Genomic DNA, 23,552 nt, shown 5'->3' with positions numbered 1-23,552 from the left:
TAAGCTCGGACTATGACCCAACCGACCGCGTGGGAGTACGCCACCGTCCCGCTCTTGACGCACGCCACCAAACAGATCCTCGACCAGTGGGGTGCCGACGGCTGGGAGCTGGTTTCTGTGCTGCCCGGGCCGACGGGTGAGCAACACGTCGCGTATCTGAAACGCCCGAAGTGAGCGCGGGGTCTGCCAAGGCCCGGCTCTCTGAGCTCGGCATCGAGCTCCCGGCAGTGGTGACGCCGCTGGCCGCCTACGTTCCTGCGGTGCGCACCGGCAACCTGGTGTACACGGCAGGCCAGTTACCGATGCAGGACGGCAAGCTGGCCGGCACCGGCAAGGTCGGCGTCGAGGTGACCCCCGAAGAGGGCAAGGCGCTGGCCCGGGTCTGCGCGCTCAACGCGCTCGCGGCGGTGGATTCGCTGGTGGGCATCGATGCGGTGACCCAGGTGGTCAAGGTGGTCGGGTTCGTCGCCTCCGGGCCAGGGTTCACCGGTCAGCCGGGGATCGTCAACGGCGCGTCGGAGCTGCTCGCAGAGGTGTTCGGGGATCGCGGCGCGCATGCCCGTTCGGCGGTCGGGGTTGCCGAGTTGCCGCTGGGTGCGCCGGTGGAAGTCGAGCTGGTGGTGGAGGTCGGGCGCTGAAGCACCCGGCTTACGGACAGCTGCGACCGGTCACCGACAGCGCGTCGGTGCTGCTGGCCGACAACCCCGGCCTGATGACGCTGGAGGGCACCAACACCTGGGTGCTGCGCGGACCGCGCAGCGACGAGGCCGTGGTCGTCGACCCCGGACCCGACGACGACGAGCACATCGGCAGAGTCGCGGCCGTCGGCCGGATCGCGCTGGTACTGATCAGCCACCGGCACGGCGACCACACCGACGGCATCGACAAGCTGGTCGACGCGACCGGTGCGCCGGTGCGATCGGTGGGCAGCGGGTGGTTGCGCGGTCTCGGCGGTCATCTGGCCGACGGCGAAGTGATCGAGGCGGCGGGGCTGACGATCCGCGTGCTGGCCACGCCCGGGCACACCGCCGACTCGGTGTCGTTCGTTCTCGACGATGCCGTGCTCACCGCGGACACCGTGCTGGGGCGCGGCACGACGGTGATCGACAAGGAAGACGGCAGCCTGGCCGACTATCTGGAGTCGCTGCGCCGGCTGCGGGGTCTGGGGCCGCGGCGGGTGCTGCCAGGCCACGGGCCGGATCTGGCCGACTTGGCGGCGGTCGCCACCGGATACCTGGAGCACCGGGAACAGCGGCTCGAGCAGGTGCGTTCGGCGCTGCGCGATCTCGGCGACGACGCAAGCGTGCGCCAAGTCGTCGAGCACGTCTATACCGACGTCGACGAGAAGCTGTGGGACGTCGCCGAGTGGTCGGTGCAGGCGCAGCTGGATTACTTGCGTCGCTGACCTTCGCGAGCGTGCGTGTCGCCGGCAGACACGCCGGGCCGACTCCCGGGTTTGCGCACGCTCGCGGCGGAAGCCTTGCGGCGGAAGCCTTACCTCGCTCGCCGCGCCAGCCGCTCGGAGTCGGAGATCAGCACGCTCTTGCCCTCCAGGCGAATCCAGCCGCGGTGGGCGAAGTCGGCCAGCGCCTTGTTGACGGTTTCCCGCGACGCGCCGACCAGCTGTGCGATCTCCTCCTGGGTCAGGTCGTGGGTGACCCGCATCGCGCCGCCCTCCTGGGTGCCGAACCGCTGGGCCAGCTGCAGAAGCTGCTTGGCCACCCGGCCCGGCACGTCGGTGAAGATCAGGTCGGCCAGGTTGTTGTTGGTGCGCCGCAGCCGTCGGGCCAGCACCCGCAGCAACTGCTCGGCGATCTCCGGACGGTCGGCGATCCAGGCCCGCAGCGCGTCGCGGTCCATCGAGACCGCCCGCACCTCGGTGATGGTTGTGGCGCTCGAAGTCCGGGGCCCGGGGTCGAAGATCGACAATTCACCGAACATGTCGGACGGGCCCATGATCGTCAGCAGGTTCTCCCTGCCGTCGGGGGAACGCCGGCCGATCTTGACCTTGCCCGAAATGATGATGTACAGCCGGTCGCCTGGCTCCCCTTCCGCGAAAACAGTATGCCCGCGGGGGAAGTCGACGGGCTGCAATTGTTTGGTCAGCGCGGCGACGGCGCTGGGTTCGACCCCCTGGAAGATTCCGGCCCTCGCCAGGATCTCGTCCACGTTGGCCCCTTAGCTGCTTGAATAATGTGATGCGCGCACGGCCCACCTTTGCTTTGTGAGCTGAGTCTAAAGGTAGGCCGTTAACTCAACGTGCCAACGCTACACACGATTGGCGTGCCGAGGCGGCCCAAACTGCCGATTCGTCCGGGAATGCCGGTGCCGCGGCCTGGGCAAGCCCGGAGGCTTGACCGGCGGCGCGGGCTCCTCGATCACGTACTCGGCGCGACGGCGATGCAGGCAGTCCAGCGCCTCGGGCATGCCTTCGCGGGCCAGCGTGCTCATGTCGACGGCCTCGGCCTGTTCGAAGAACTCCGCGACGTCGCGGGCGGTGAGCGTGTCGTCGACCAAACCGGCTTCGAGGCGGCTGAGCCCGAACGTCGCCAACATCAGCAACCCCGGAATGAACGCCACCAGCAGCCACGACACAAGGAGGAAGTAAACACGGCCAAGGTCTCAGTGGGATTACAAAATAGTGGCTATCGCTGGCAAGTACGCTGTCGGACGTGACAACGGGCAAGGCCGAGGCCACTGTGGCCCGCCGATGGTCTGAAGAGACCCGCCTCGGATTGGTGCGACGAGCTCGTCGAATGAATCGCAAACTGGCACAAGCGTTTCCGCGTGTCTACTGCGAGCTGGACTTCACCAATCCGCTGGAGCTGACGGTGGCCACCATCCTGTCGGCGCAGAGCACCGACAAGCGCGTCAACCTGACCACGCCAGCATTGTTCGCCCGCTATCGCACGGCATTGGATTACGCCCAGGCCAACCGCGAAGAACTGGAAAACCTCATCCGCCCCACCGGTTTCTACCGAAACAAGGCGGCGTCGTTGATCGGTCTCGGGCAGGCATTGGTCGAGCGGTTCGACGGCGAGGTGCCCTCGACCATGGAGGAGCTGGTGACGCTGCCCGGCGTGGGGCGCAAGACGGCCAACGTCATTCTCGGGAACGCATTCGGCGTCCCGGGAATCACCGTCGACACTCATTTCAAACGGCTGGTTCGGCGATGGCGCTGGACGGCCGAGGACGACGCCGTCAAGATCGAGCACGCCGTCGGCGAACTCATCGAGCGCGAGGAGTGGACCGACCTGTCTCACCGAGTGATCTTCCACGGCCGCCGGGTCTGTCACGCCCGCAAACCCGCATGCGGCGTGTGCGTGCTCGCCAAGGACTGCCCGTCGTTCGGGACCGGCCCGACCGATCCGTTGATCGCCGCGCCGCTGGTTCAGGGCCCCGAAAAAGAGCACCTGCTGGCGCTGGCCGGGTTGTAGCGCGCCGGCCATGAGCGCCCGTACCGGTTGGACCATCGCGATCCTGGCCGTGGTCGCGGCCTTGCTGGGCGCGCTGCTGGTCGAGATGCGCGACACCTATCACTTGTCGGCGCCACCCTCGGTCAGCGGACCGGGCCGCGAACACCGCGACGCCGACACCCCCGAGGCGCTGGCCGGACCGCGCCGGCGCGCCGACTTGCCCCCATGTCCGGCCGCCGGCGCCGCCGCGGGGCCGCCGGTGCTGCGCGGCATCACGGTGGAGTGTGCGGCCGACGGCTCGACGGTCGAGGTGGCTCGTGCGCTCGCCGGACGCCGGGTGCTGCTGAACCTGTGGGCCTACTGGTGCAAGCCGTGCAAGGCCGAATTGCCCGCGATGGCCGAGTATCAGCGCCGTGCCGGACCGGCCGTGACGGTGGTGACCGTGCACCAGGACGAGAATGAAACGGCCGCCCTGCTGCAGCTGGCCCAACTGGGTGTCCGGCTGCCGACTCTGCAGGACGGTCGGCGGCGGATCGCGGCCGCATTGCGGGTACCCAATGTGATGCCCGCGACAGTGGTGCTGGCGCCGGACGGTAGCGTTGCGCAGACCCTGCCGCGGGCCTTCGCCACCGCCGACGAGATCGCGGCCGCGGTCGGAGGCCAGAGGTGAGACCAGGGAGGGCCGGTTGAGCGCTGCGGTTCCGCTGACACCGGAGCTCGGACCGTCCTGGCTGCGTCCATTGGTCGACAACGTGGGCCAGGTGCCGGAAGCCTTCCGCCGCCGACTGCCCCCCGACGTGCTGGCGATGGTGACCGCCGCCAAGGCGACGGCGTCGGCCCGCCGCAACGGCCGCGATGCCGCGGTGTTGGTGCTGTTCTCCGGTCCGGAGTCCGGCCCGCCCGACGGCGGCGTTCCCGACGACGCCGACCTGCTGGTCACCGTGCGCGCCTCCGCGTTGCGTCACCACGCCGGTCAGGCGGCGTTCCCCGGCGGGGCATGCGATCCCGATGACGACGGACCGGTGGCCACCGCTCTGCGCGAGGCGCGCGAAGAGACCGGCATCGACGTCGCTCGGCTGCATCCGCTGGCGACCATGGAGCGAACTTTCATCGCGCCGTCGGGTTTTCACGTGGTCCCGGTGCTCGCGTATTCGCCCGATCCCGGGCCGGTGGCCGTCGTCGACGAGGCAGAAACGGCGATCGTCGCGCGGGTTCCGGTGCGGGCCTTCATCAATCCCGCCAACCGGCTGATGGTTTATCGCCGCACCTTCAGTCGCCGCTTCGCCGGCCCGGCGTTCCTGTTGAATGAGATGCTGGTGTGGGGTTTCACAGGCCAGGTCATCTCCGCGATGCTCGACGTCGCGGGCTGGGCGCAGCCATGGGACACCACCGACGTCCGCGAACTCGACGAAGCGATGGCTCTGGTCGGCGATGAGGGTGGTGCATGATGACCTCGTCACAGTGGTTGGACATCGCGGTGCTCGCAGTCGCCTTCATCGCGGCCATATCAGGTTGGCGCTCAGGTGCATTGGGTTCGCTGCTGTCGTTTGTCGGGGTCTTGCTCGGCGCGGTCGCAGGGGTACTGCTGGCCCCGCACATCGTCACCCACATCACCGCCCCGCGAGCCAAGCTGTTCGCCGCGCTGTTTTTGATCTTGGGGTTGGTCGTCATCGGTGAGGTCGCCGGCGTCGTGCTGGGCCGGGCGGTGCGGGGCGCAATCCGCAGCCGCATCATCCGGTTCTTCGACTCGCTCATCGGGGTGGCGGTGCAGATGGCGGTGGTACTGATAGCGGCGTGGCTGCTGGCGACTCCGCTGACGTCGTCGTCCGGTCAGCCCAATCTGGCTGCGGCGGTGCGCGGTTCGCGGGTACTGGCCGAGGTGAACCAGGTCGCGCCGCCCTGGCTGAAAACGGTGCCCAAGCGGCTGTCCTCGCTGCTGGACACCTCGGGTCTGCCACAGGTGCTGGAGCCGTTCAGCCGCACACCGGTCGCCGCCGTCGCGACACCCGATGCTGCGCTGGCCAGCAACCCGGTGGTGGCGGCCACCCAGCCCAGTGTGGTCAAGATCCGCGCCATCGCGCCCAGCTGCCAGAAAGTGTTGGAAGGCAGCGGATTTGTGCTTTCACCCGACCGGGTGATGACCAATGCGCACGTGGTGGCCGGCGCGAACAACGTCACGGTCGAGGCCAACGGCAATCCCTACGACGCCAGCGTGGTGTCCTACGACCCGAACGTCGACATCGCCATTCTGGCGGTGCCCAACCTGCCGTCCGGACCGCTGGCTTTCGCCGACGCCCCGGTCAAGGGCGGCACCGACGCCCTGGTGCTGGGCTATCCCGGCGGGGGCGGGTTCGTCGCAACACCGGCGCGGGTGCGGGAGATCATCGAGCTGTCCGGTCCCGACATCTATCGCGACGCGACCGTCAACCGCGAGGTGTACACCATCAGAGCCACTGTGGAGCAAGGCAATTCGGGTGGTCCCCTGATCGACCTGAACGGCAAGGTGCTGGGCGTAGTGTTCGGTGCGGCGGTCGACGACAACGACACCGGTTTTGTGCTGACCGCGAAAGAGGTGGCCGGTCAGCTCGCGAAGATCGGCGACACCGCGCCGGTGGCCACCGGCGCCTGCGTCAGCTGATTTCGGGCCCGTACACCTGCCCGAAGAACTGCGTCAGGTGGCTGTTGACTTCCTGCGGTGCCTCTTCGTGGCTGAAATGCCCTGCGCCGGAGACCGTTACGTAATGTCCGTGCGGCGCGTAGCGCCGGGTGCGTTCGACCGGGTCGGCCAGCACGTAGGGGTCGGCGTCACCGCGGATGTGCAAAACAGGGATGCCTGCGCGACGATTCATAGACCTCATGAACCGCCGGCCCTCGTCGCGTAGCTGACTGCGCACCGCCCAGCGCTGGTACTCCAGCGCGGAATGTGCCGCCGACGGAATCTGGATGGCTTGGCGCAGATGGCCGATTGTTTCGGAGAAATCCTCGGACGCAACCCATTTGGCGCTGGCGCGGCTACGCACCAGCCGCTCGATTTCGTCGCCGTTGTGCCGGGTCAGCGCGCGCTCCGGCCAGATCGGCACCTGGTAGCGCAGCAGCGACGGCAACAGCGCACGCGCCTGGTCGCGACGGGTCAGCGCCGAAGCGCGCAACGCTGCCGGATGCGGTGAACTGATCACCGCGATCGCGCGCACCAGCCGGGAATGCAGCACCGACGTGGCCCAGCAGACCAGCCCGCCGTCGGCGTGGCCGACCAGAGTCGCCGACGAATGCCCGAGCGCGCGGATCAGCCCGGCGGTGTCGCCGGCGAGCGTCCAGCCGTCGTAGCCACGGGGTGGTTTGTCGCTGCCGCCATACCCGCGCAGATCCACGGCGACCGCGCGCACCCCGGCCAGGCCGCGCAGCTGGTGACGCCACGACCACCAGAACGAGCCGAAGCCGTGCAGCATGATCACCAGCGGACGGGCCGTCGGCGGCGTGCCCGCGTCATGGCCGGTCGGCGCCGCCTCGACGACGTGGAACCGAATACCGTTGGCGTGTATGTCCAGATGGCGCCATGGCCCGTCGATACGGGTCACCGACGGGTCTGGTGGCGCCATCTACCAACCCGAGGGGTCAGCGGGTGTTCCACCGGTGCCGAGCGCCTGCTGGCCGGCCTTGTCGTGACCCGGGGTGAAGGCGGTGCGGGTCTCCTTGACCGATTGGATGGTCTGCCGCGGTCCGCGGATGCGGCGAACCTTCAAGAATCCGAACAGCGCCAGCACCGCGGTGAACACCACCATGATCCCGAACACGATCGCAAACGCGACCCAGCGCCACAGCCAGGTGTCGAGCAGCTCGGCGAGGAAGAAGAAGAAAAAGAAGGTCGAGTAGAACAGCACGACCAGCGCCGAGATGAAAAAGACGCTGCCGGTCAGTCCCTTCTTGACGTCGCGGGTGATCTCGGCGCGGGCCAGTTCCACTTCCGCGCGTACCAGCGTCGACATCTGCGCCGTCGCATCCTTGACCAGGTCGCCGATCGACGGCTCGACGGGCAGCGCATGCGGGTCGGTCAACGGGATCGTGGTCAGTGTGCTGGGTACCCCGTTGCTCCCGGCCTTCTTGCGATCTGGCTTGCTCACAGACGGTCCTCCCGGCTGAACCTGATTGTCCGGCTCCTTTCCATCGCGCTTCGCGCTCTGCGTCGTCGCCGGACGTGTCGTCGCGGTTCATGTTGCCATGGGCACCGATTGCAGACGAGGCCAACCGAGGACCGGCGGTCACGTGAGATTCAGCGTCGACCCGCTGCACTCGGCTACGCCGAGGTCGCGATCGCCGCTAGACTGACCCAGCCGGGTCTCATAGCCGGAGTCGTTGACGGGAGTAACTCTTTGCAGACCACGCACTGCCGGCTGTTCCGTGTTGTTGCGGCATTAGCGATGGCCTCGCTGTTTGCCGTCGCTGGTCCGCGCATCACCGCCGCAGCCGACGACAGGGTTCCCATGGGCGGCGGCGCGGGCATCGTCATCGACGGCGACACGATGTGCACGTTGACCAGCATCGGCAACGACAACACCGGCGCACTGGTCGGCTTCACGTCCGCGCACTGCGGCGGACCGGGCGCTCAGGTGGCCGCCGAGGCGGCGCAGAACCGCGGCATCGTGGGCACGATGGTCGCCGGCAACGACAGCCTCGACTACGCGGTGATCCGGTTCGACCCGGCCAAGGTGACACCGGTGCCCAACTTCGACGGCTTCGCGATCGACGGGATCGGCCCTGATCCGGCCCCTGGTCAGATCGCCTGCAAGCAGGGCCGCACCACCGGCAACTCCTGCGGCGTCGTCTTCGGGCCGGGCCAAGATCCGGGCACCCTCGTGATGCAAGTGTGCGGCCAGCAGGGCGACTCGGGCGGGCCTGTCGTCGTCGACAACCTGCTGGTCGGGATGATCCACGGCGCGTGGAGCGAAAACCTGCCGACCTGCGTCACCAAATACATCCCGCTGCACACGCCGGCGACAGTGGTGTCGATCAACGCGGTGCTGGCCGACCTCGCCGCCAAGGGCCGCCCGGGCGCCGGGTTCGTCCCGGTCTCGGCCAACCCGGCTACTTGATCACTTAGCCGCGCGGATCGCGTCGAACACGCCTGGGTCCAGCAGCGTCGAGGTGTCGCCCAGTTCCCGGTTCTCGGCGATGTCGCGCAGCAGCCGGCGCATGATCTTGCCGCTGCGGGTCTTCGGCAGCTCGGGTACCACGTGCAGCTCTCGCGGCCGGGCGATCGGCGAGATCTCCTTGGCGACGTGCCCGCGCAGCTCGTCGATGATCTCCTCGCCGAGGGTCTCCGGCTGATCAGCCTGCAGCACGACGAAAGCGCAGATCGCCTGTCCGGTGGTCTCGTCGCTGGCCCCGACGACCGCGGCCTCGGCCACCCCGGAATGCCCGACGAGCGCCGACTCCACCTCGGCGGTGGAGATCCGATGCCCGGACACGTTCATCACGTCGTCGATGCGGCCGACCACCCAGATGTCGCCGTCGGGGTCGTAGCGGGCGCTGTCGCCGGCGAAATACCAGCCCTGCTTGGCGAATTTGGACCAGTACGTTTCGCGGTAGCGGTCCGGGTCGCCCCAGATGCCGCGCAGCATGGCCGGCCAGGGCTGATCGACGACCAGATAGCCGGTGGCATGCTCGCCTTCGTCGGTTTGCGGTGGCGTCAGTTGGTTGCCGTCGTCGTCGACGATCTTGGCGGAGATGCCGGGCAGCGGGGTCATCGCCGAACCGGGCTTGGCGGCGGCCACGCCGGGAAGCGGCGAGATCATCGCGGCGCCGGTCTCGGTCTGCCACCAGGTGTCCACCACCGGGGTCTTGCCGGCACCGAGGACGTCGCGATACCAGCGCCAGGCATGCGGATTGATCGGCTCGCCGACCGACCCCAGCAACCGCAGGCTGGACAGGTCGTGGGCGTCCGGAATCTCTCGGCCCCACTTCATGAACGTCCGGATCAACGTGGGCGCCGCGTAATAGATTGTGACGCCGTAGGATTCGATGACCTCGAAATGGCGGTGCTCACTGGGGGAGGCGGGCGTGCCCTCGTAAAGAATCTGGGTCACGCCGTTGGACAGCGGCCCGTAGACGCTGTAGGTGTGCCCGGTGACCCAGCCGATGTCGGCGGTGCACCAGAACACATCGGTCTGCGGCTTGATGTCGAAGATGCCGTAGTGGGTGAACGACGACTGGGTGAGGAAGCCGCCGCTGGTGTGCATGATGCCCTTGGGCTTGCCGGTGGTGCCCGACGTGTAGAGCAAAAACAGCGGGTGTTCGGCGTCGAAGGCTTCCGGGGTGTGTTCGGCCGGCGCCGGGTCGACGGTTTCGTGCCACCACAGGTCGCGGCCGTCGGTCCACGGCACGTCGATTCCGGTGCGCCGGACCACCAGGACATGCTCGACGGGGCTGTCGTCGCCGACTGCCTCGTCGGCCGCCTCCTTCAGCGGCATCGGCTTGCCGCGGCGGAACTGCCCGTCGGCGGTGATCAGTAATCTGGCCTCGGCGTCGGCGATTCGGGCGCGCAGCGCGTTGGCGGTGAAACCGGCGAACACGACGCTGTGCATGATGCCCAGCCGCGCACAGGCCAGCATCGCGATGAGCGCCTCGGGAATCATCGGCAGATAAATAGCGACTCGGTCGCCGGCGACCAGCCCCAGGCCGCTCAGCGCGTTGGCGGCCTTGCACACCTCGGTTTGCAGGTCGGCGTAGGTCAGGACACGGCTCTCGTCGACTGGCTCACCCTCCCAGTAGATGGCAGTGCGGTCGCCATGGCCGGCCTCGACGTGCCGGTCCACGCAGTTGTAGGCGACGTTGAGCCTGCCGCCGACGAACCACTTGGCGAACGGCGCATCCGACCAGTCCAGCACCTGCGCGAACGGCGTCGCCCAGGACAACCGGTTGGCCTGCTTGGCCCAGAACGCCAGCCGGTCCTGCTCAGCCTCGCGGTATGCCTCCTCGCTGACGTTCGCCTGCTTTACGAACTCCGGTGGCGGCGGGTATGCCGACGCTTCGCTCACGGTGTCGAGCCTAATCAGTACGGCGGTGGCCGCGCCGAGCCTGTAGTTAGCGTGGTCTCCACTTGGCATTCCGCGCGCCAACTACAGTCTCGGTGACCAGTTATGGGAGGAGGCCAGCTTGCGTCGGAGGCGGGTCATCGCGGCGGTGGCGGCCATCGTCGTGTCGCTGACCGGCTGCGCGGGGCCGGCCGTCAACCCGCACGTGGTGATCGTCAACGCCGGCGAGCCGCAAAACCCGCTGATCCCCACCAACACCAACGACACCAACGGCGGGCGCGTCATCGACCGGCTGTTCGCCGGGCTGACATCGTATGACGCCAAGGGCGCACCGTCGCTGGAAGTAGCGCAGTCGATCGAGACCACCGACAACGTCAACTACACGATCACGCTCAAACCGGGATGGACGTTTTCCGACGGCTCGCCGGTGACCGCGCACTCGTTCGTCGACGCCTGGAACTACGGGGCGCTGTCCACCAATGCTCAACTGCAGCAAAGCCTGTTCAGCCCTATCGCGGGCTTTGACGACGTCGCGGCCGCCGAGCCCGCCGCCCACACCATGTCCGGCCTGCGGGTTGTCGACGACCACCAGTTCACCGTCCGGCTCAACGAGCCGACCATCGACTTCGAACTGCGCCTTGGGTTTTCGCCCTTCTATCCGCTGCCGGCGGTGGCATTCAAGGACATGGCGGCGTTCGGGCAGCACCCGATCGGCAACGGCCCCTACCGGCTCGCCGACCGGGACGCCTGGCTGCACAATGTCAAAATCGAGTTGGAGCCCAACCCCGGATACCACGGCAACCGGGTGCCGCGGAACAAGGGGCTGCGTTTCGTCCTCTACGCCAACCTCGACACCGCCTACGCCGACCTGCTGTCGGCCAATCTCGATGTGCTGGACAGTATTCCGCCCAGTGTGCTGCCGGTCTACCGCAAAGACCTGGGCGATCGCGCGGTCTCCGCCCCCGCCGCGACCAACCGCACGCTTGACACCCCGCTGCGGCTGGCGCATTTCGGCGGAGAAGAGGGCCGGCTGCGCCGGCTCGCGCTGGCGGCGGCGATCAACCGCCCGCAGATCTGCCGGCAGATCTTCAACGGAACATGCGAGCCCGCCCGCGATTTCACCGCCAGCTCGCTGCCCGGCTACAACCCCGACATCGTCGGCAACGACGCGCTGAACTTCGACCCCGACCGGGCGCGGCGGCTGTGGGCACAGGCCGATGCCATCGCGCCGTGGAGCGGCCAGTACGCGATCGGCTACAACGCCGACGGCGGCCATCAGGAGTGGGTGGACGCGGTGGCCAACAGCATCAAGAACGTGCTGGGCATCGACGCGGTCGGCGCGCCGCAACCCACCTTCGCCGGCTTTCGCACCCAGATCACTAGCCGCAGCATCACCACGGCGTTTCGGGCCGGCTGGCAGGGCGACTACCCGTCGATGCTCAGCTTCTTGGAACCCCTGTTCGTCACCGGCGCCGGAGCCAACGACGTCGGCTACAGCAACCCGCGTTTCGACGCGGCGCTGGCGCGCGCCGCCGCCGCCCCCAACCTGGCGCAGTCCTACACGCTGACCAACGAGGCTCAGCGAATCCTGTTGCACGACATGCCCGTCGTACCGCTGTGGTACATCGTCTCCGTGGCCGGGCGATCGTCGGCGGTCAGCAACGTGGTGCTCACCTGGAACGGCCTGCCCGACTACGAACACATCGTGAAGGCCTGAGATGGGCTGGTATGTCGCGCGGCGCATCGCGGTCATGGTCCCGGTCTTCCTCGGCGCCACGCTGCTGATCTACGGGATGGTCTTCCTGTTGCCCGGCGACCCGATCGCCGCGCTGGGAGGGGACCGGCCACTGAGTCCCGCGGTGGCCGCACAACTGCGCGTGCAATACCACCTCGACGACCCGTTCTGGCTGCAGTACCTGCACTACCTGGGCGGCATCCTGCGCGGCGACCTGGGCCGCGCCTACTCCGGCCTGCCGGTGACAACCGTTCTGGCCCAAGCATTTCCGGTGACAATCCGGCTGGCGTTGATCGCGCTGGCGGTGGAGGCGGTGGCAGGCGTCGGGTTCGGGGTGATCGCCGGGCTGCGCCGGGGCGGCATTTTCGACGCCGGCGTGCTGATCGCCAGTCTTGCCATCATCGCTGTCCCGATCTTCGTGCTGGGGTTCTTGGCGCAGTTCGTCTTTGGGGTTCGGTTGGGCATCGCCGCGGTCACGGTCGGCGACCAGCCGACGTTCGGGCGGCTGCTGTTACCCGGCATCGTGCTGGGTTCGGTGTCGTTCGCCTACGTGGTGCGGTTGACCCGTTCCGCGGTGGCCGCTAACGCCCACGCCGACTACGTGCGCACCGCCACCGCCAAGGGATTGTCGCGGCCGCGGGTGGTGACGGTGCACATTCTGCGTAATTCGCTGATTCCAGTGGTGACCTTCCTGGGAGCGGACCTCGGCGCGCTGATGGGCGGAGCGATCGTCACCGAAGGGATCTTCAACATCCACGGCGTCGGCGGCGTGCTCTACCAGGCGGTCACCCGCCAGGAGGCGCCGACGGTGGTGTCGATCGTGACGGTACTTGTGGTCGTCTACCTGGTGACCAACCTGCTGGTGGATCTGCTGTATGCGGCGCTGGATCCCAGGATTCGTTATGGCTGAGCTGTGGCGCAGGCCGAAATTCCTTGTCGCAGCGGTGCTTATCGGGTTCATGCTCGTCGTCGCCGCATTCCCGGCGCTGTTCACCGGCGCCGATCCCGGCTACGCCGACCCCAACCAGAGCCTGCTTGCTCCCTCGTCGGCGCACTGGTTCGGCACCGACCTCCAGGGCCATGACATCTATGCGCGCACGGTGTACGGTGCGCGCGCATCGATCGTCGTCGGCCTGGGTGCCACCATGCTGGTGTTCGTCGTCGGCGGCGTGCTGGGGGCGCTGGCCGGCTTCTACGGTGGCTGGCTCGATACGTTGGTCTCCCGCGTGGCCGACGTCTTCTTCGCTATCCCGTTGCTGCTGGCCGCCATTGTGCTGATGCAGGTCGTGCACCACCGCACGGTGTGGACGGTGATCGCGATCCTGGCGGTATTCGGCTGGCCGCAGATCGCCCGGATCGCCCGCGGCGCGGTGCTCGAAGTGCGGGGCAGCGATTATGTCCTGGCGGCAAAAGCGTTGGGCCTGGGCAGGTTCGGCATCCTGGTGCGCCACGCGGTGCCCAACGCCATCGGCCCGGTGATCGCCGTGGCGACCATCGCATTGGGGGTGTTCATCGTCACCGAGGCGACGTTGTCGTACCTCGGTGTGGGGCTGCCGCCGTCGGTGGTGTCGTGGGGTGGCGACATCAACGTGGCGCAGACCCGGCTGCGGGCAGGCTCGCCGATCTTGTTCTATCCCGCTGGCGCACTAGCGATTACCGTGCTGGGGTTCATGATGATGGGCGACGTCCTGCGCGACGCCCTCGATCCGGGGTCGCGGGCGTGGCGGGCATGAACCCACCTTTGTTGAGTGTCGAAGGTCTCGAAGTCCGCTTCGGCGACGACGCCCCAGCGGTCCAGAGGGCGGACCTGACCGTGCACCGCGGCCAGACCGTCGCTGTCGTCGGCGAATCGGGCTCGGGGAAGTCCACGACGGCCGCAGCCGTTCTCGGGTTGCTGCCGCCCGGCGCGCGGATCACCGCGGGGCGGATCGTGTTCGACGGCGCCGACATCACCTCCGCGGACCAGCGCACGTTGCGTGCCATCCGCGGCTCGGGCATCGGCTACGTGCCCCAGGACCCGATGACCAACCTCAACCCGGTGTGGAAGGTGGGCTTTCAAGTTTGCGAAGCGTTGCGCGTCAACAACATCAGCGATGTCGATGTCGTCGACCTGCTCTCCCATGCCGGTATGCGTGATCCGGAAACGCAGGCCCGACGGTATCCACATCAGCTGTCCGGCGGCATGTGCCAGCGCGCGCTGATCGCGATCGGCCTGGCCGGCCGGCCGCGGCTGCTTATCGCCGATGAACCCACGTCCGCACTCGATGTCACCGTGCAACGTCAGGTGCTCGACCACCTGCAACGTCTCACTGCTGAACTGGACACCGCGCTGCTGCTGATCACCCACGATCTGGCGCTGGCCGCCGAACGGGCCGAGCGACTGGTCGTCATGCACAGCGGCGCGGTGGTGGAAACCGGTGCGGCACAAGCGGTTCTGAACGATCCGCAACACGACTACACCAAACGGCTGGTAGCCGCGGCACCGGCACTGCGCGCCCCCGCCGCACACATCGCAGCTTCCGGTGACGACGTGATAGTGGCCAGCGGGCTGACCAAAATCTATCGGCAGTCCCACGGTGTGCCGTGGCGGCGCACCGAGATGCGCGCCGTCGACGAGGTGTCGTTCCGGCTGCCGCGCGGCACCACGCTGGCGATCGCCGGCGAATCGGGTTCGGGCAAGTCCACGCTGGCCCGGATGGTGCTCGGCCTGCTGCAGCCGACCTCGGGCACCGTCGTTTTCGACGGCTTGATTATTTCAGACATCGCCGCGCTGGACCGCCGGGCGGTGTTCGCGTTTCGCCGGCGCGTACAGCCGGTGTTCCAGAACCCGTACGGCAGCCTGGACCCGATGTACTCGGTGTCGCGCGCCATCGAGGAACCGCTGCGCATCCATCGGATCGGTGACCGTCGGCAGCGCCAACGGTCGGTGCGTGAGCTGGCCGACCAGGTCGCGCTGCCGGCGTCGCTGCTGAGTCGGCGACCGGGGGAGCTGTCGGGCGGTCAACGCCAGCGGGTCGCGATAGCGCGGGCACTGGCGCTGCGCCCTGACGTCCTGGTGTGCGACGAGGCGGTGTCCGCGCTCGACGTCGTCGTGCAGGCGCAGATCCTCGACCTGCTCACCGAGCTGCAAGCCGCGCTCGGCCTGACCTATCTGTTCATCAGCCACGACCTGGCGGTGATTCGGCAGATCGCCGACGAGGTCCTGGTGATGCGCGACGGGGGGGTCGTCGAGCAGGCGCCCACCGAGCAGCTGTTCGCCGCGCCCCGCCACGAGTACACCCGCCGGCTGCTGGAGGCGATTCCGGCAACCCATAGGGTGACACGCCGTGCGCCCCGTGACGATGCAGAGCGAAGCGATGAGGAGGAGCGGGGCCTATGACCACTGACCCGCTGGCCCAGCTGACGGAGCTGCCCGGTGTGGCCGTCGCCGCCGAGGCTGCCCGCGACGCGCTGGGGCGGGCGCATCGGCATCGGGCCAACCTGCGTGGCTGGCCGGTGACCGCGGCCGAGGCCGCGCTGCGGGCGGCGCGGGCGTCGTCGGTGCTCGACGGCGGGCCGCTGCAACTGGACGAGTCGGCCACCAGCGACCCGGTCTTCGCCGGTGCGTTGCGGGTGGCGCAGGCGCTGGAAGGCGGCGAGACCAACCTCGTCGCGGTGTGGCAGCGGGCGCCGCTGCAGGCGCTGGCCCGACTGCACATGCTCGCCGCCGCCGACCAGGTCGACGAGGACCGGTTAGGCCGGCCCCGCGCCGACGCCGACGTCGGGCCGCGTCTCGAGCTGCTCGCGGACCTGGTGAGCGGCGGCACCCGGGCGCCCGCGCCGGTCGTGGCCGCGGTCGCGCACGGTGAGCTGTTGACGCTGGCGCCGTTCGGCAGCGCCGACGGCGTCGTGGCGCGCGCCGTGTCGCGGCTGGTGACCATCGCCAGCGGACTGGACCCGCACGGACTCGGCGTGCCGGAGGTGACCTGGATGCGCCGCGCCGCCGACTATCGCGACGCCGCACGCGGATTCGCGGCGGGCACTCCCGACGGGATCGCGGCCTGGCTGAAATTGTGCTGCAAGGCCATGCAGGACGGCGGGCGCGAAGCGCTGTCGATCGCCGAATCCCTCGGCCAATGACGTTGCCAGCGAGCGCTTTCGTGGACGGTTCCAGACATGCGAAGCGGGCGACGATCCGAGGTGTTCGGATCGCCGCCCGCTAGCACGGACCGCGGTTACCAAGCGTGCAACTTCTGGGCTGCGTGGGTGGCCTCGGCGATCTTGCGATGCGCTCGACCATAGCCCCACCCAAAGGGCCGTCCTGGCCGTCCGCTCTTCGCAATTACGCAGGCCCGCAACACTTCTGCCATCTTCGCGGCTGTGGCTCCGCGTGGGTGCCGGGTACCGTGCTGGGGGCCCGGGTCGGGAGATCGAACCTTCTCTTCCGGATCGACCTTGGCCTCACCGGGCTTCCGTGTCTCCTTTGTACTACGTGACCCCCATCACATCAAGGGCCAAATGTGTGAAAACCACGAAACGAGATTGCAACAGGGATGTCGAGATGTTTGCTGAGCGTCAGAACGCGAAGCGGCGCAACAGCGAGTAGGTGACCGCTCCGGCGGCCAGCGCGCTGACGCCCACCGCTGCCGTCGTCGCAACCGCCGCCCCCGACGGTGCCGGGATCCGGTCGCGCAGCGACACCGGCCGCGAGAAGCTGAGCACCGGCCAGCCGCGAGCGAGCGCCTCCCTGCGCAGGGCGCGGTCCGGGTTCACCACGCTCGGGTGCCCGACGGCCTCGAGCATCGGCAGGTCGGTGATCGAGTCGGAATAGGCGTAGCAGTGCTCGAGCGCATAGCCCTCGCGGTCGGCCAGCTCACGGATGGCCTGCACCTTGCCCTCGCCGTAGCAGTAGAACCCGATCTCCCCGGTGTACTTGCCGTCCTCGACGACCATGCGAGTCGCCATCGCATGGGTCGCCCCGAGCGCGCGGGCGATCGGCGCCACCAACTCCTCGCCGGAGGCCGACACCACCACGACGTCGCGGCCGCACAACTTGTGGCCGGCGATCAAGTCCGCGGCTTCGGCGAACACCAGCGGAGTGACGATGTCGTGCAGGGTCTCGTTGACGATCGAGCGGACCTGCTCCACGTCCCAACCGGTGCACATGTTGGTCAGGTGGATGCGCATCCGGTCCATCTGATCGTGGTCGGCGCCGGACAGTAAATAAAGAAACTGGGCGTAGCTGGATTTGAGCACCGCGCGGCGGTTGATCAGGCCCTGGTTGAAAAACGGTTTGCTGAAAGCCAGCGTGCTGGACTTGGCGATGATGGTCTTGTCGAGATCGAAGAACGCGGCGGTGCGGGCGTGCGGTCCGGCCGGGTCGGGTGCTTGCGGTGATGTTTGCTGATCGGCGGCCGAGTCGGAGGCGGTCACCGGCCAAGCATAGGGCGGTCAAGCGCCGCGCCGCGAGACTAATGGACAAAAGGGCCGGTCAGCCGCGGTTCGCCTGTCACAGATAGCATTACAGGGCCGCACCCACGTGGTTGGACGTCGTGCTTTCTATTGCAAGCGGCACTTGCGCTAGGTAGCGCTGTCATGTGTATAGTAAGCAGTACTCGGCTTTGAGCCGAGGGTGTATCAGCCCGACCCCCCGGGGCTGATACACGACGACCCTCGCCTCCTCCCCCCCTGGCGGGGGTCGTCCCTTTTGTCGGGCAAGTTCGCCGCCAGTAACACTTCTCCAGAATCGTCGCCCGGCGTTGTCCACAGATCCGGGTCCATCCACAGATACCGGTTCGGCCCTGGCCGCGCGCAGTCGCGGCCCGGCACGGTGAGTGGATGACGACCGCAACGGACGGCGCCGGCATCTTGGCAGTGCTGGCCGAACCCGCACTGCGTCCCGAGGTCGATCGTGTCGCCGCGGCCGTCGGTGTGCGAGTGGTTCACGCCGGTGCCGGCTCGCCGGTGAGCCGGAAAAGTTGGTCGGCCGCCGCGGCGGTGCTGCTGGACGAGGCGGCAGCCTTGCGCTGCGCGGGCAGCGCTCTGCCGCGCCGCTCTCACGTCGTCGTGCTGACCGCCGCCGACCCCTCGTCGACGACCTGGGCGGCCGCCACCCGCGTCGGTGCCCAGCAGGTCCTGACGTTGCCGGCTCAGGACGGCGAACTGGTCCGCGAGCTCGCCGATGCCGCCGAGTCGGCGCGCGACGGCAACGCTGCCGGTCAGGTCGTGGCGGTCGTCGGCGGACGTGGCGGAGCGGGCGCCTCTGTATTCGCGGCCGCGCTCGCGCAGACGGCTGGCGAGCCGCTGCTGGTCGATCTTGATCCGTGGGGCGGTGGCATCGATCTGCTGCTTGGCGGTGAAACCACGCCCGGAGTGCGGTGGCCCGATCTGACGCTGCAGGGCGGGCGGCTGAGCTGGTCGGCGATGCGCGACGCATTGCCCCGCTGCAGCGGGGTCAGCATGCTCTCGGGTACTCGGCGCGCACACGAGATCGACACCGCCGCCACCGATGCCATCATCGATGCCGGCCGCCGCGGCGGGGCAACCGTGGTGTGCGATGTGCCGCGCCGGTTGACCGACGCCAGCCAGTGCGCGCTGGACACGGCCGACCTCGTCGTCGTCATCACCTCTTGCGATGTGCAGGCATGCGCGGCCACCGCGACGGTCACTCCGCTGCTCGCCGGCATCAATCCCCACGTCGGACTGGTGGTGCGCGGGCCGTCTCCCGGCGGGTTGCGCGCCGCCGAGATCGCCGCCATCGCCGGGGTGCCGCTGCTGGCGTCGATGCGCCCGGAGCCCCGGTTGGCGGAGCAGCTCGAGCACGGCGGGCTGCGGTTGCGGCGGCGATCCGCGCTGGCGGCCGCGGCCCGCCGGGTACTTGCGGTGCTGCCGGCCCGTCGCGTGGCGGAGGCGGCATGACCGGTTCGCTGATCGACCGGGTGCGCGAGCGGCTGGCCGCGGAATCCGCGCCGCTGCGGCCGACCGTGGTGGCCGACGCGATCAGGGCCGAATCCGGCGGAGTGCTCGGCGACACCGAGGTACTGAGCAGCCTTCGGACACTGCAGACCGAGCTGACCGGCGCCGGCATCCTCGAGCCGTTGCTGTGCGCGGACGGCACCACCGACGTGCTGGTCACCGCCCCGGAGGCCGTCTGGGTCGACGACGGCAACGGCTTGCGGCGCAGCGATATCCGATTCGAGGACGACGCCGCGGTGCGACGGCTGGCGCAGCGGCTGGCGTTGGCGGCCGGTCGCCGCCTCGACGACGCGCAGCCGTGGGTGGACGGGCAACTGAGCGGCGTGGGTACCGGCGGATTCGCGGTACGGCTGCACGCCGTGCTGCCGCCGATCGCCGCCGGCGGCACCTGCCTGTCGCTGCGGGTGCTGCGGCCCGCCACCCAGGATCTGGCCGCGCTGACCACGGCCGGGGCCATCGCGCCGCAAGCCGCCGGCCTGCTCGGCGACATCCTCGCCGCCCGGCTGGCGTTCCTGGTCAGCGGGGGAACAGGCGCCGGCAAAACGACCCTGCTGGCCGCCATGCTGGGCGCGGTTCCGCCCGACGAGCGGATCGTCTGTGTGGAGGACGCCGCCGAGCTGGCGCCCCCGCACCCACATCTGGTCAAGCTGATCGCCCGCTGCGCCAACGTCGAGGGTGTCGGCGAGGTGACGGTGCGCCAACTGGTTCGGCAGGCGCTGCGGATGCGGCCCGACCGCATCGTGGTCGGCGAGGTCCGCGGCGCCGAAGTGGTGGATCTGCTGGCCGCGCTGAACACCGGTCACGACGGGGGCGCCGGCACCGTGCATGCCAACAATCCGGGCGAAGTGCCGGCCCGGTTGGAGGCGTTGGGCGCGCTGGGCGGGCTGGATCGGACGGCTCTGCACAGCCAGCTCGCCGCGGCGGTGCAGGTGCTGGTGCACGTCGCCCGGGACCGCGCCGGGCGCCGGCGGGTCAGCGAAATCGCCGTGCTGCGTGCCAGTCACGGGCAGGTCCGCCCGGTCACCGTGTGGCACGTCGATCGCGGGCACACCGACGAAATCGTCGAGCTACGCCGGCTGCTGCACGCGCGGAGCGCGACGTGACGGGCTTCTCGGTGGCTGCTCTGGCGTTGGCGGCGGCGCTGGTGGTGTTGCCGTCATCGCCGCGGCGACGGCTGGCGGGGCCCAGGGTGCCCGGCCCGCGCTTATCGCGGGCAGTCGTCGTGTGCCCGGTGGTGGGTGCCGCGGCTGTCGTCGCCGTGACGTTGCCTCCGACAACGGTTCTCGCCGCGGCGTTGCTGGCCGCGACGGTGGGGCTGCGCTACCGGCGCCACCGGCGCCGTCGTCGCGGCATCGAGGAGAGCCGGTCGCTGCAAACCGCGATCGACGTGCTAGTCGGTGAACTGCGGGTCGGTGCTCATCCGGTGCGCGCGTTCGAGGTCGCTGCGGCCGAAACCGTTGCGCCGGTGGCGGATTGCTGCCGCGCAGTGGCGGCGCGCGCCCGGCTGGGCGCCGACGTGGCCGCCGGTCTGCGCGGCGCAGCACAGACCTCGGTGCTGGCCGTGCAGTGGGAGCGGCTGGCGGTGTGCTGGCAGCTGGCGGGCGAGCATGGGCTGGCGATGTCCACCCTGATGCGGGCGGCGCAGCGCGACATCGCCGAGCGGCAGCGCTTTTCGGCAGGCGTGGCCGCGTCGATGGCCGGTGCCCGCGCCACCGCCGCGATTCTTGCGACCCTGCCGCTGCTGTCGGTGCTGCTGGGCCAGGCGATCGGCGCGCGACCGGTGGCCTTTCTGTTCGGCGGGCACGCGGGCGGCTGGCTGCTGGTCGCCGGGGTGACGCTGGCGTGTGCGGGCCTGTTGTGGTCGGACCGCATCACCGACCGGGTGACGTCATGAGCACCGCGGCGGTGCTGTTGGCCGCGGCGCTGCTCACCGGCGCCGGGCCGTCGATGGTGCGGAAGCGTGCCGGGACGGCGGTCTGCGCGGCACGGCCCCGACGGCAAGCGGCGCGGGGCCCCGATCCGCTGGCCGTGGCGTCGAGCCTCGATGTGCTGGCGGCATGTCTGGCGGGGGGCATGGCGGTCTCGACCGCCGCGGCCGCCACCGCCCCGTCCGCACCCCCGCGGCTGGCCGGGGTGCTGCGTCGCGCCGCCGACCTGCTGGCCCTGGGCGCCGACCCGGCGATCGCCTGGGCGGCGCCGCCAGACCTGCCACCAGCCGCCCTCGACCCGCACACCGACGCGCTGTTGCGACTGGCGCGGCGCTCCGCGTCCTCCGGCGCCGCGCTGGCCGACGGCGTGGCCGAGTTGGCCCGGCAATGCCGCCAGGAAGCCACCCACGCCGCGTCGGCGGCCGCCGAGCGCGCCGGGGTGCTGATCGCCGGCCCGCTGGGCCTCTGTTTCCTGCCGGCGTTCGTCTGCCTGGGCATCGTCCCGGTGGTGGCCGGGCTGGCTGGTGAGGTGCTGCAGTCGGGGCTGTGGTGATGAAGGAAGGGAAAGATGAAGCTAGTCAGCATGTTTCAGACGTTCAAGATGCGGGTCGCGCTGCTGGCGGTCGACGAGTCGGGTATGTCGACCGTCGAGTACGCGATCGGAACTCTCGCGGCGGCGGCGTTCGGCGCGATCCTCTACACGGTCGTCACCGGCGACTCGATCGTCACCGCGTTGACCAACATCATCGGCCGCGCGCTCAACACCAAGGTCTAGCCGATGACGCCGGCGCAAGCACCGTCGAGGCGGCGCTGGGGATCGCCGCGCTTCTCGCGGTGCTGGTGCAGTGTCTGGCCGGCATCACCGCGGTGTCGATGCAGGTGCGGTGCGTGGATGCCGCCCGCGAGGCCGCCCGGCTCGCCGCGCGCGGCGACGAACGCGCGGCGATCGCGGCGGCGCGCGGCGTTGCGCCCGACGGGGCGGTGGTGCAGGTGCGTCGGGACGGTGAGTTCATGGTCGCGACGGTCACCGCACGTTCACGTCTGCTGCCGGCGCTGGCGATCGCCGGCACCGGCGTCTCGGCAGTGGAGCCGCGATGAGCGCGGATCGGCCACGGTGGTCGCCGCCGCCATGGTCGCCGCGCTGCTGGCGGTCACCGTCGGCGGCGCCTATCTGGGCTCGGCCGTGGTGGCTCGCCACCGCGCTCAGGCGGCGGCCGATCTGGCCGCGCTGGCCGCCGCCGCGCGCCTGCCCGCGGGCGCCGACGCCGCCTGCAGGCGGGCAACGGCGGTGGCACGCGCGATGCGGGCCGACGACGTCGGCTGCACCGTGCGCGGGCTGGACGCCGTGGTCAGCGTCAAGGTCGCGGTCCCGCTGGCCGGCTGGGGCAGCGCGGGGGCCGCCGCCCGTGCGGGTCCCGCGGGCTAGGCTGTCGACAGCCCCGCTTCGGCGAGTTCGGCGCCGGTGGGCAGCCGCACCGAGACCAAGCCGGCGAACGTCTGCTCTTCGAGCTCCACCCGGATGACGGTCACGTGCACCGGAACCCAGGTGTCGCCGTCGCCGGGCATGCGCAGCACCGCGGTGGCGGCGGCGCCATCGGTGAACTCGGCGGACATCGCGGCCAGCCGCGGCTCGTCGTCGGGGTGCACCCGCGGCGCGTTTCTCGCGCTGCGCCGCCAGTCGTAGAACGGGCACGGCTCGTCGAGCCATTTGAGCAGCGTCCAGGTGTTGAGGTCGAGCAGAGCCCGGTGAACTCCCGGTTGTGCCAGCCCGTGCAGGATGCGCTGTGCCAGATGGTCGGTCGGCTCCGTCGGCTCGGCGCGCCAGTTCATGCCGCGCGCCACGATGTGGTCGCGGCCGTCGGGACCCGGTTCGATGGCATTACGCGCGACGAAACTGACCCGGATCGGATTGCCTTGCCAGTCGGTGGCATCCCAGGTGGTGCACAGGGTCTGACCCGGCTCGGGCTTGACCGCCAACGCCAGCACCTTGCTTTCGTTGGGTTTGAGCTCGCGCGACGGCCAGTTCTCCGCGAACGCGCGGCCGTCGGTGTCCTCGACCTCGGGATTCTTGCCGTTGTTGGCCAGCGACTGCGGGGTGTCGGTGGCCACCCCCAGGGTCAGGTCCCACTTGAGCGGGCCCGGAATCGGCCGATCGGGCGGTTCGACGTTCGGCGGTCCGCTCCAGACATGCACGCCGTGCATTCGGCCGTCGGACATCAGCACCGGCTCGGTGCGGATCACCCGGCCGTTTTTGGGGGTGATGCTGACCAGGCTCTGACCGGTCTGGGCGGACTCCGCGATCGCGGTGCGGATGGCGGCAAGGTGGGGGTTTCGTCGCAGAAAAGCGGTGATGGGTACCAGATTTCTGAGCTTACGACCGAGCGCCACCACCGCCGGTTCGTTGCCCAGCGTTTCCACCAGCAGCCAGTCGCGGGCCATGACCAGATTTTACCGACGGGCCCTGTGCGGATTAGCTCGTTCGCCCTCCGAT

27 protein-coding genes are annotated in these 23,552 nt (G+C 69.4%); 20 read left to right on the top strand and 7 right to left on the bottom strand.

Annotation, left to right across the window (positions count from 1 at the left end):
- The first annotated feature begins 12 nt into the window (after positions 1–12).
- From sp36 to AWB95_RS19400, 3 genes are read left to right on the top strand one after another with little or no spacing between them, the layout of a single operon-like run.
- Positions 13–174: a Sp36 family protein gene (gene sp36 / locus AWB95_RS23095; RefSeq protein WP_099539648.1), complete on the top strand. Its 162-nt coding sequence runs from the start codon at positions 13–15 to the stop codon at positions 172–174.
- Positions 171–638, top strand: coding sequence for a RidA family protein (locus AWB95_RS19405; RefSeq protein WP_062539463.1), 468 nt, complete (start codon positions 171–173; stop codon positions 636–638). The genes sp36 and AWB95_RS19405 overlap by 4 nt, the downstream gene beginning before the upstream one ends.
- The gene (locus tag AWB95_RS19400; protein ID WP_062539464.1) at positions 635–1,405 is read left to right on the top strand and encodes an MBL fold metallo-hydrolase; all 771 of its coding nucleotides are present in this window, start codon (positions 635–637) and stop codon (positions 1,403–1,405) included. Before AWB95_RS19405 ends, AWB95_RS19400 begins: the two co-directional genes overlap by 4 nt.
- 89 nt (positions 1,406–1,494) lie before the next feature.
- Here the strand turns inward: AWB95_RS19400 and crp are convergent, their stop codons facing one another.
- On the bottom strand, positions 1,495–2,169 hold the full coding sequence (crp, locus tag AWB95_RS19395; protein ID WP_023368605.1) for a cAMP-activated global transcriptional regulator CRP: 675 nt from the start codon (positions 2,167–2,169) through the stop codon (positions 1,495–1,497).
- Between the two features lie 99 nt (positions 2,170–2,268).
- A complete protein-coding gene (locus tag AWB95_RS19390; RefSeq protein ID WP_085168569.1) occupies positions 2,269–2,556 on the bottom strand; it encodes a hypothetical protein in 288 nt (95 codons plus the stop codon).
- 143 nt (positions 2,557–2,699) lie between these two features.
- Here AWB95_RS19390 and nth point away from each other — a divergent pair, with 143 nt between their 5' ends.
- Genes nth through marP form a run of 4 tightly spaced genes read left to right on the top strand, consistent with a single transcriptional unit; the run spans position 2,700 to position 6,054 of the window.
- Positions 2,700–3,437: an endonuclease III gene (nth, locus tag AWB95_RS19385; protein ID WP_169714715.1), complete on the top strand. Its 738-nt coding sequence runs from the start codon at positions 2,700–2,702 to the stop codon at positions 3,435–3,437.
- Between the two features lie 10 nt (positions 3,438–3,447).
- Entirely contained in the window at positions 3,448–4,086 is a 639-nt protein-coding gene (locus AWB95_RS19380) for a TlpA family protein disulfide reductase (RefSeq protein WP_085168534.1), read from the top strand.
- Between the two features lie 16 nt (positions 4,087–4,102).
- Positions 4,103–4,864 carry an NUDIX hydrolase gene (locus AWB95_RS19375; RefSeq protein ID WP_085168533.1) on the top strand — a complete coding sequence of 254 codons (762 nt, stop codon included), beginning with the start codon at positions 4,103–4,105 and terminating at the stop codon, positions 4,862–4,864.
- Positions 4,864–6,054, top strand: a complete 1,191-nt coding sequence (marP, locus tag AWB95_RS19370; RefSeq protein ID WP_099539649.1) for an acid resistance serine protease MarP — start codon at positions 4,864–4,866, stop codon at positions 6,052–6,054. Before AWB95_RS19375 ends, marP begins: the two co-directional genes overlap by 1 nt.
- Here marP and AWB95_RS19365 read toward each other — a convergent pair.
- Positions 6,047–7,012, bottom strand: coding sequence for an alpha/beta fold hydrolase (locus AWB95_RS19365; RefSeq protein ID WP_062538414.1), 966 nt, complete (start codon positions 7,010–7,012; stop codon positions 6,047–6,049). The two genes, marP and AWB95_RS19365, sit on opposite strands and share 8 nt — an antisense overlap.
- Positions 7,013–7,534 (bottom strand): phage holin family protein, encoded by a 522-nt coding sequence (locus AWB95_RS19360; RefSeq protein WP_062538413.1) that lies wholly within the window; start codon positions 7,532–7,534, stop codon positions 7,013–7,015.
- 249 nt (positions 7,535–7,783) lie between these two features.
- Here AWB95_RS19360 and AWB95_RS19355 point away from each other — a divergent pair, with 249 nt between their 5' ends.
- Positions 7,784–8,503, top strand: a complete 720-nt coding sequence (locus tag AWB95_RS19355) for a S1 family peptidase (protein WP_084706900.1) — start codon at positions 7,784–7,786, stop codon at positions 8,501–8,503.
- Here the strand turns inward: AWB95_RS19355 and acs are convergent, their stop codons facing one another.
- Positions 8,504–10,462, bottom strand: a complete 1,959-nt coding sequence (gene acs, locus AWB95_RS19350; protein ID WP_062538416.1) for an acetate--CoA ligase — start codon at positions 10,460–10,462, stop codon at positions 8,504–8,506.
- Between the two features lie 103 nt (positions 10,463–10,565).
- Between acs and AWB95_RS19345 the strand changes: the two genes are divergently transcribed.
- The 5 genes from AWB95_RS19345 to AWB95_RS19325 are packed head-to-tail and all read left to right on the top strand — an operon-like array spanning position 10,566 to position 16,298.
- Positions 10,566–12,161 (top strand): peptide ABC transporter substrate-binding protein, encoded by a 1,596-nt coding sequence (locus tag AWB95_RS19345; protein ID WP_062538411.1) that lies wholly within the window; start codon positions 10,566–10,568, stop codon positions 12,159–12,161.
- A 1-nt stretch (position 12,162) separates the two neighbouring features.
- The gene (locus AWB95_RS19340) at positions 12,163–13,089 is read left to right on the top strand and encodes an ABC transporter permease (RefSeq protein WP_062538410.1); all 927 of its coding nucleotides are present in this window, start codon (positions 12,163–12,165) and stop codon (positions 13,087–13,089) included.
- Entirely contained in the window at positions 13,055–13,912 is an 858-nt protein-coding gene (locus AWB95_RS19335; protein WP_062538409.1) for an ABC transporter permease, read from the top strand. The genes AWB95_RS19340 and AWB95_RS19335 overlap by 35 nt, the downstream gene beginning before the upstream one ends.
- A complete protein-coding gene (locus AWB95_RS19330) occupies positions 13,909–15,558 on the top strand; it encodes a dipeptide ABC transporter ATP-binding protein (RefSeq protein WP_085168568.1) in 1,650 nt (549 codons plus the stop codon). The genes AWB95_RS19335 and AWB95_RS19330 overlap by 4 nt, the downstream gene beginning before the upstream one ends.
- Positions 15,555–16,298 carry an oxidoreductase gene (locus tag AWB95_RS19325; protein ID WP_085168532.1) on the top strand — a complete coding sequence of 248 codons (744 nt, stop codon included), beginning with the start codon at positions 15,555–15,557 and terminating at the stop codon, positions 16,296–16,298. Before AWB95_RS19330 ends, AWB95_RS19325 begins: the two co-directional genes overlap by 4 nt.
- A gap of 435 nt (positions 16,299–16,733) precedes the next feature.
- Here AWB95_RS19325 and AWB95_RS19315 read toward each other — a convergent pair whose 3' ends face one another.
- On the bottom strand, positions 16,734–17,591 hold the full coding sequence (locus AWB95_RS19315; RefSeq protein ID WP_062541389.1) for an HAD-IB family hydrolase: 858 nt from the start codon (positions 17,589–17,591) through the stop codon (positions 16,734–16,736).
- A gap of 405 nt (positions 17,592–17,996) precedes the next feature.
- Here AWB95_RS19315 and ssd point away from each other — a divergent pair, with 405 nt between their 5' ends.
- Genes ssd through AWB95_RS23870 form a run of 7 tightly spaced genes read left to right on the top strand, consistent with a single transcriptional unit; the run spans position 17,997 to position 22,487 of the window.
- Positions 17,997–19,076 carry a septum site-determining protein Ssd gene (gene ssd / locus AWB95_RS19310; protein ID WP_085168531.1) on the top strand — a complete coding sequence of 360 codons (1,080 nt, stop codon included), beginning with the start codon at positions 17,997–17,999 and terminating at the stop codon, positions 19,074–19,076.
- Positions 19,073–20,236 carry a TadA family conjugal transfer-associated ATPase gene (locus AWB95_RS19305; RefSeq protein WP_085168530.1) on the top strand — a complete coding sequence of 388 codons (1,164 nt, stop codon included), beginning with the start codon at positions 19,073–19,075 and terminating at the stop codon, positions 20,234–20,236. The genes ssd and AWB95_RS19305 overlap by 4 nt, the downstream gene beginning before the upstream one ends.
- Positions 20,233–21,027 (top strand): type II secretion system F family protein, encoded by a 795-nt coding sequence (locus AWB95_RS19300; protein ID WP_085168529.1) that lies wholly within the window; start codon positions 20,233–20,235, stop codon positions 21,025–21,027. The genes AWB95_RS19305 and AWB95_RS19300 overlap by 4 nt, the downstream gene beginning before the upstream one ends.
- Entirely contained in the window at positions 21,024–21,614 is a 591-nt protein-coding gene (locus AWB95_RS19295) for a type II secretion system F family protein (RefSeq protein ID WP_180276001.1), read from the top strand. The genes AWB95_RS19300 and AWB95_RS19295 overlap by 4 nt, the downstream gene beginning before the upstream one ends.
- A gap of 15 nt (positions 21,615–21,629) precedes the next feature.
- Positions 21,630–21,836: a DUF4244 domain-containing protein gene (locus AWB95_RS19290; RefSeq protein WP_062541539.1), complete on the top strand. Its 207-nt coding sequence runs from the start codon at positions 21,630–21,632 to the stop codon at positions 21,834–21,836.
- 35 nt (positions 21,837–21,871) lie between these two features.
- On the top strand, positions 21,872–22,159 hold the full coding sequence (locus AWB95_RS23875; RefSeq protein ID WP_274520122.1) for a TadE family type IV pilus minor pilin: 288 nt from the start codon (positions 21,872–21,874) through the stop codon (positions 22,157–22,159).
- Between the two features lie 16 nt (positions 22,160–22,175).
- A complete protein-coding gene (locus AWB95_RS23870; protein ID WP_238600920.1) occupies positions 22,176–22,487 on the top strand; it encodes an Rv3654c family TadE-like protein in 312 nt (103 codons plus the stop codon).
- On the opposite strand, the gene AWB95_RS19280 is transcribed toward AWB95_RS23870, so the two are convergent.
- Positions 22,484–23,500 (bottom strand): PAS domain-containing protein, encoded by a 1,017-nt coding sequence (locus AWB95_RS19280; RefSeq protein ID WP_085168527.1) that lies wholly within the window; start codon positions 23,498–23,500, stop codon positions 22,484–22,486. The genes AWB95_RS23870 and AWB95_RS19280 overlap by 4 nt on opposite strands.
- Between the last annotated feature and the right edge of the window lie 52 nt (positions 23,501–23,552).

It is taken from the genome of Mycobacterium celatum (assembly GCF_002101595.1).
GTDB classification, from domain to species: Bacteria; Actinomycetota; Actinomycetes; order Mycobacteriales; family Mycobacteriaceae; genus Mycobacterium; species Mycobacterium celatum.
This window is presented reverse-complemented; position numbering and strand designations above follow the sequence as displayed.

Bases quoted from the DNA above. Each gene is read 5' to 3' on its own strand.
- AWB95_RS19305 (WP_085168530.1), top strand. From the start codon at position 19,073: ATGACCGGTTCGCTGATCGACCGGGTGCGCGAGCGGCTGGCCGCGGAA.
- AWB95_RS19365 (WP_062538414.1), bottom strand. From the start codon at position 7,012: ATGGCGCCACCAGACCCGTCGGTGACCCGTATCGACGGGCCATGGCGC.
- ssd (WP_085168531.1), top strand. From the start codon at position 17,997: ATGACGACCGCAACGGACGGCGCCGGCATCTTGGCAGTGCTGGCCGAA.
- marP (WP_099539649.1), top strand. From the start codon at position 4,864: ATGACCTCGTCACAGTGGTTGGACATCGCGGTGCTCGCAGTCGCCTTC.
- AWB95_RS19325 (WP_085168532.1), top strand. From the start codon at position 15,555: ATGACCACTGACCCGCTGGCCCAGCTGACGGAGCTGCCCGGTGTGGCC.
- AWB95_RS19295 (WP_180276001.1), top strand. From the start codon at position 21,024: ATGAGCACCGCGGCGGTGCTGTTGGCCGCGGCGCTGCTCACCGGCGCC.
- sp36 (WP_099539648.1), top strand. From the start codon at position 13: ATGACCCAACCGACCGCGTGGGAGTACGCCACCGTCCCGCTCTTGACG.
- AWB95_RS19280 (WP_085168527.1), bottom strand. From the start codon at position 23,500: ATGGCCCGCGACTGGCTGCTGGTGGAAACGCTGGGCAACGAACCGGCG.
- AWB95_RS19390 (WP_085168569.1), bottom strand. From the start codon at position 2,556: ATGTTGGCGACGTTCGGGCTCAGCCGCCTCGAAGCCGGTTTGGTCGAC.
- AWB95_RS19340 (WP_062538410.1), top strand. From the start codon at position 12,163: ATGGGCTGGTATGTCGCGCGGCGCATCGCGGTCATGGTCCCGGTCTTC.
- AWB95_RS19330 (WP_085168568.1), top strand. From the start codon at position 13,909: ATGAACCCACCTTTGTTGAGTGTCGAAGGTCTCGAAGTCCGCTTCGGC.
- AWB95_RS19290 (WP_062541539.1), top strand. From the start codon at position 21,630: ATGAAGCTAGTCAGCATGTTTCAGACGTTCAAGATGCGGGTCGCGCTG.
- AWB95_RS19380 (WP_085168534.1), top strand. From the start codon at position 3,448: ATGAGCGCCCGTACCGGTTGGACCATCGCGATCCTGGCCGTGGTCGCG.
- AWB95_RS19335 (WP_062538409.1), top strand. From the start codon at position 13,055: ATGCGGCGCTGGATCCCAGGATTCGTTATGGCTGAGCTGTGGCGCAGG.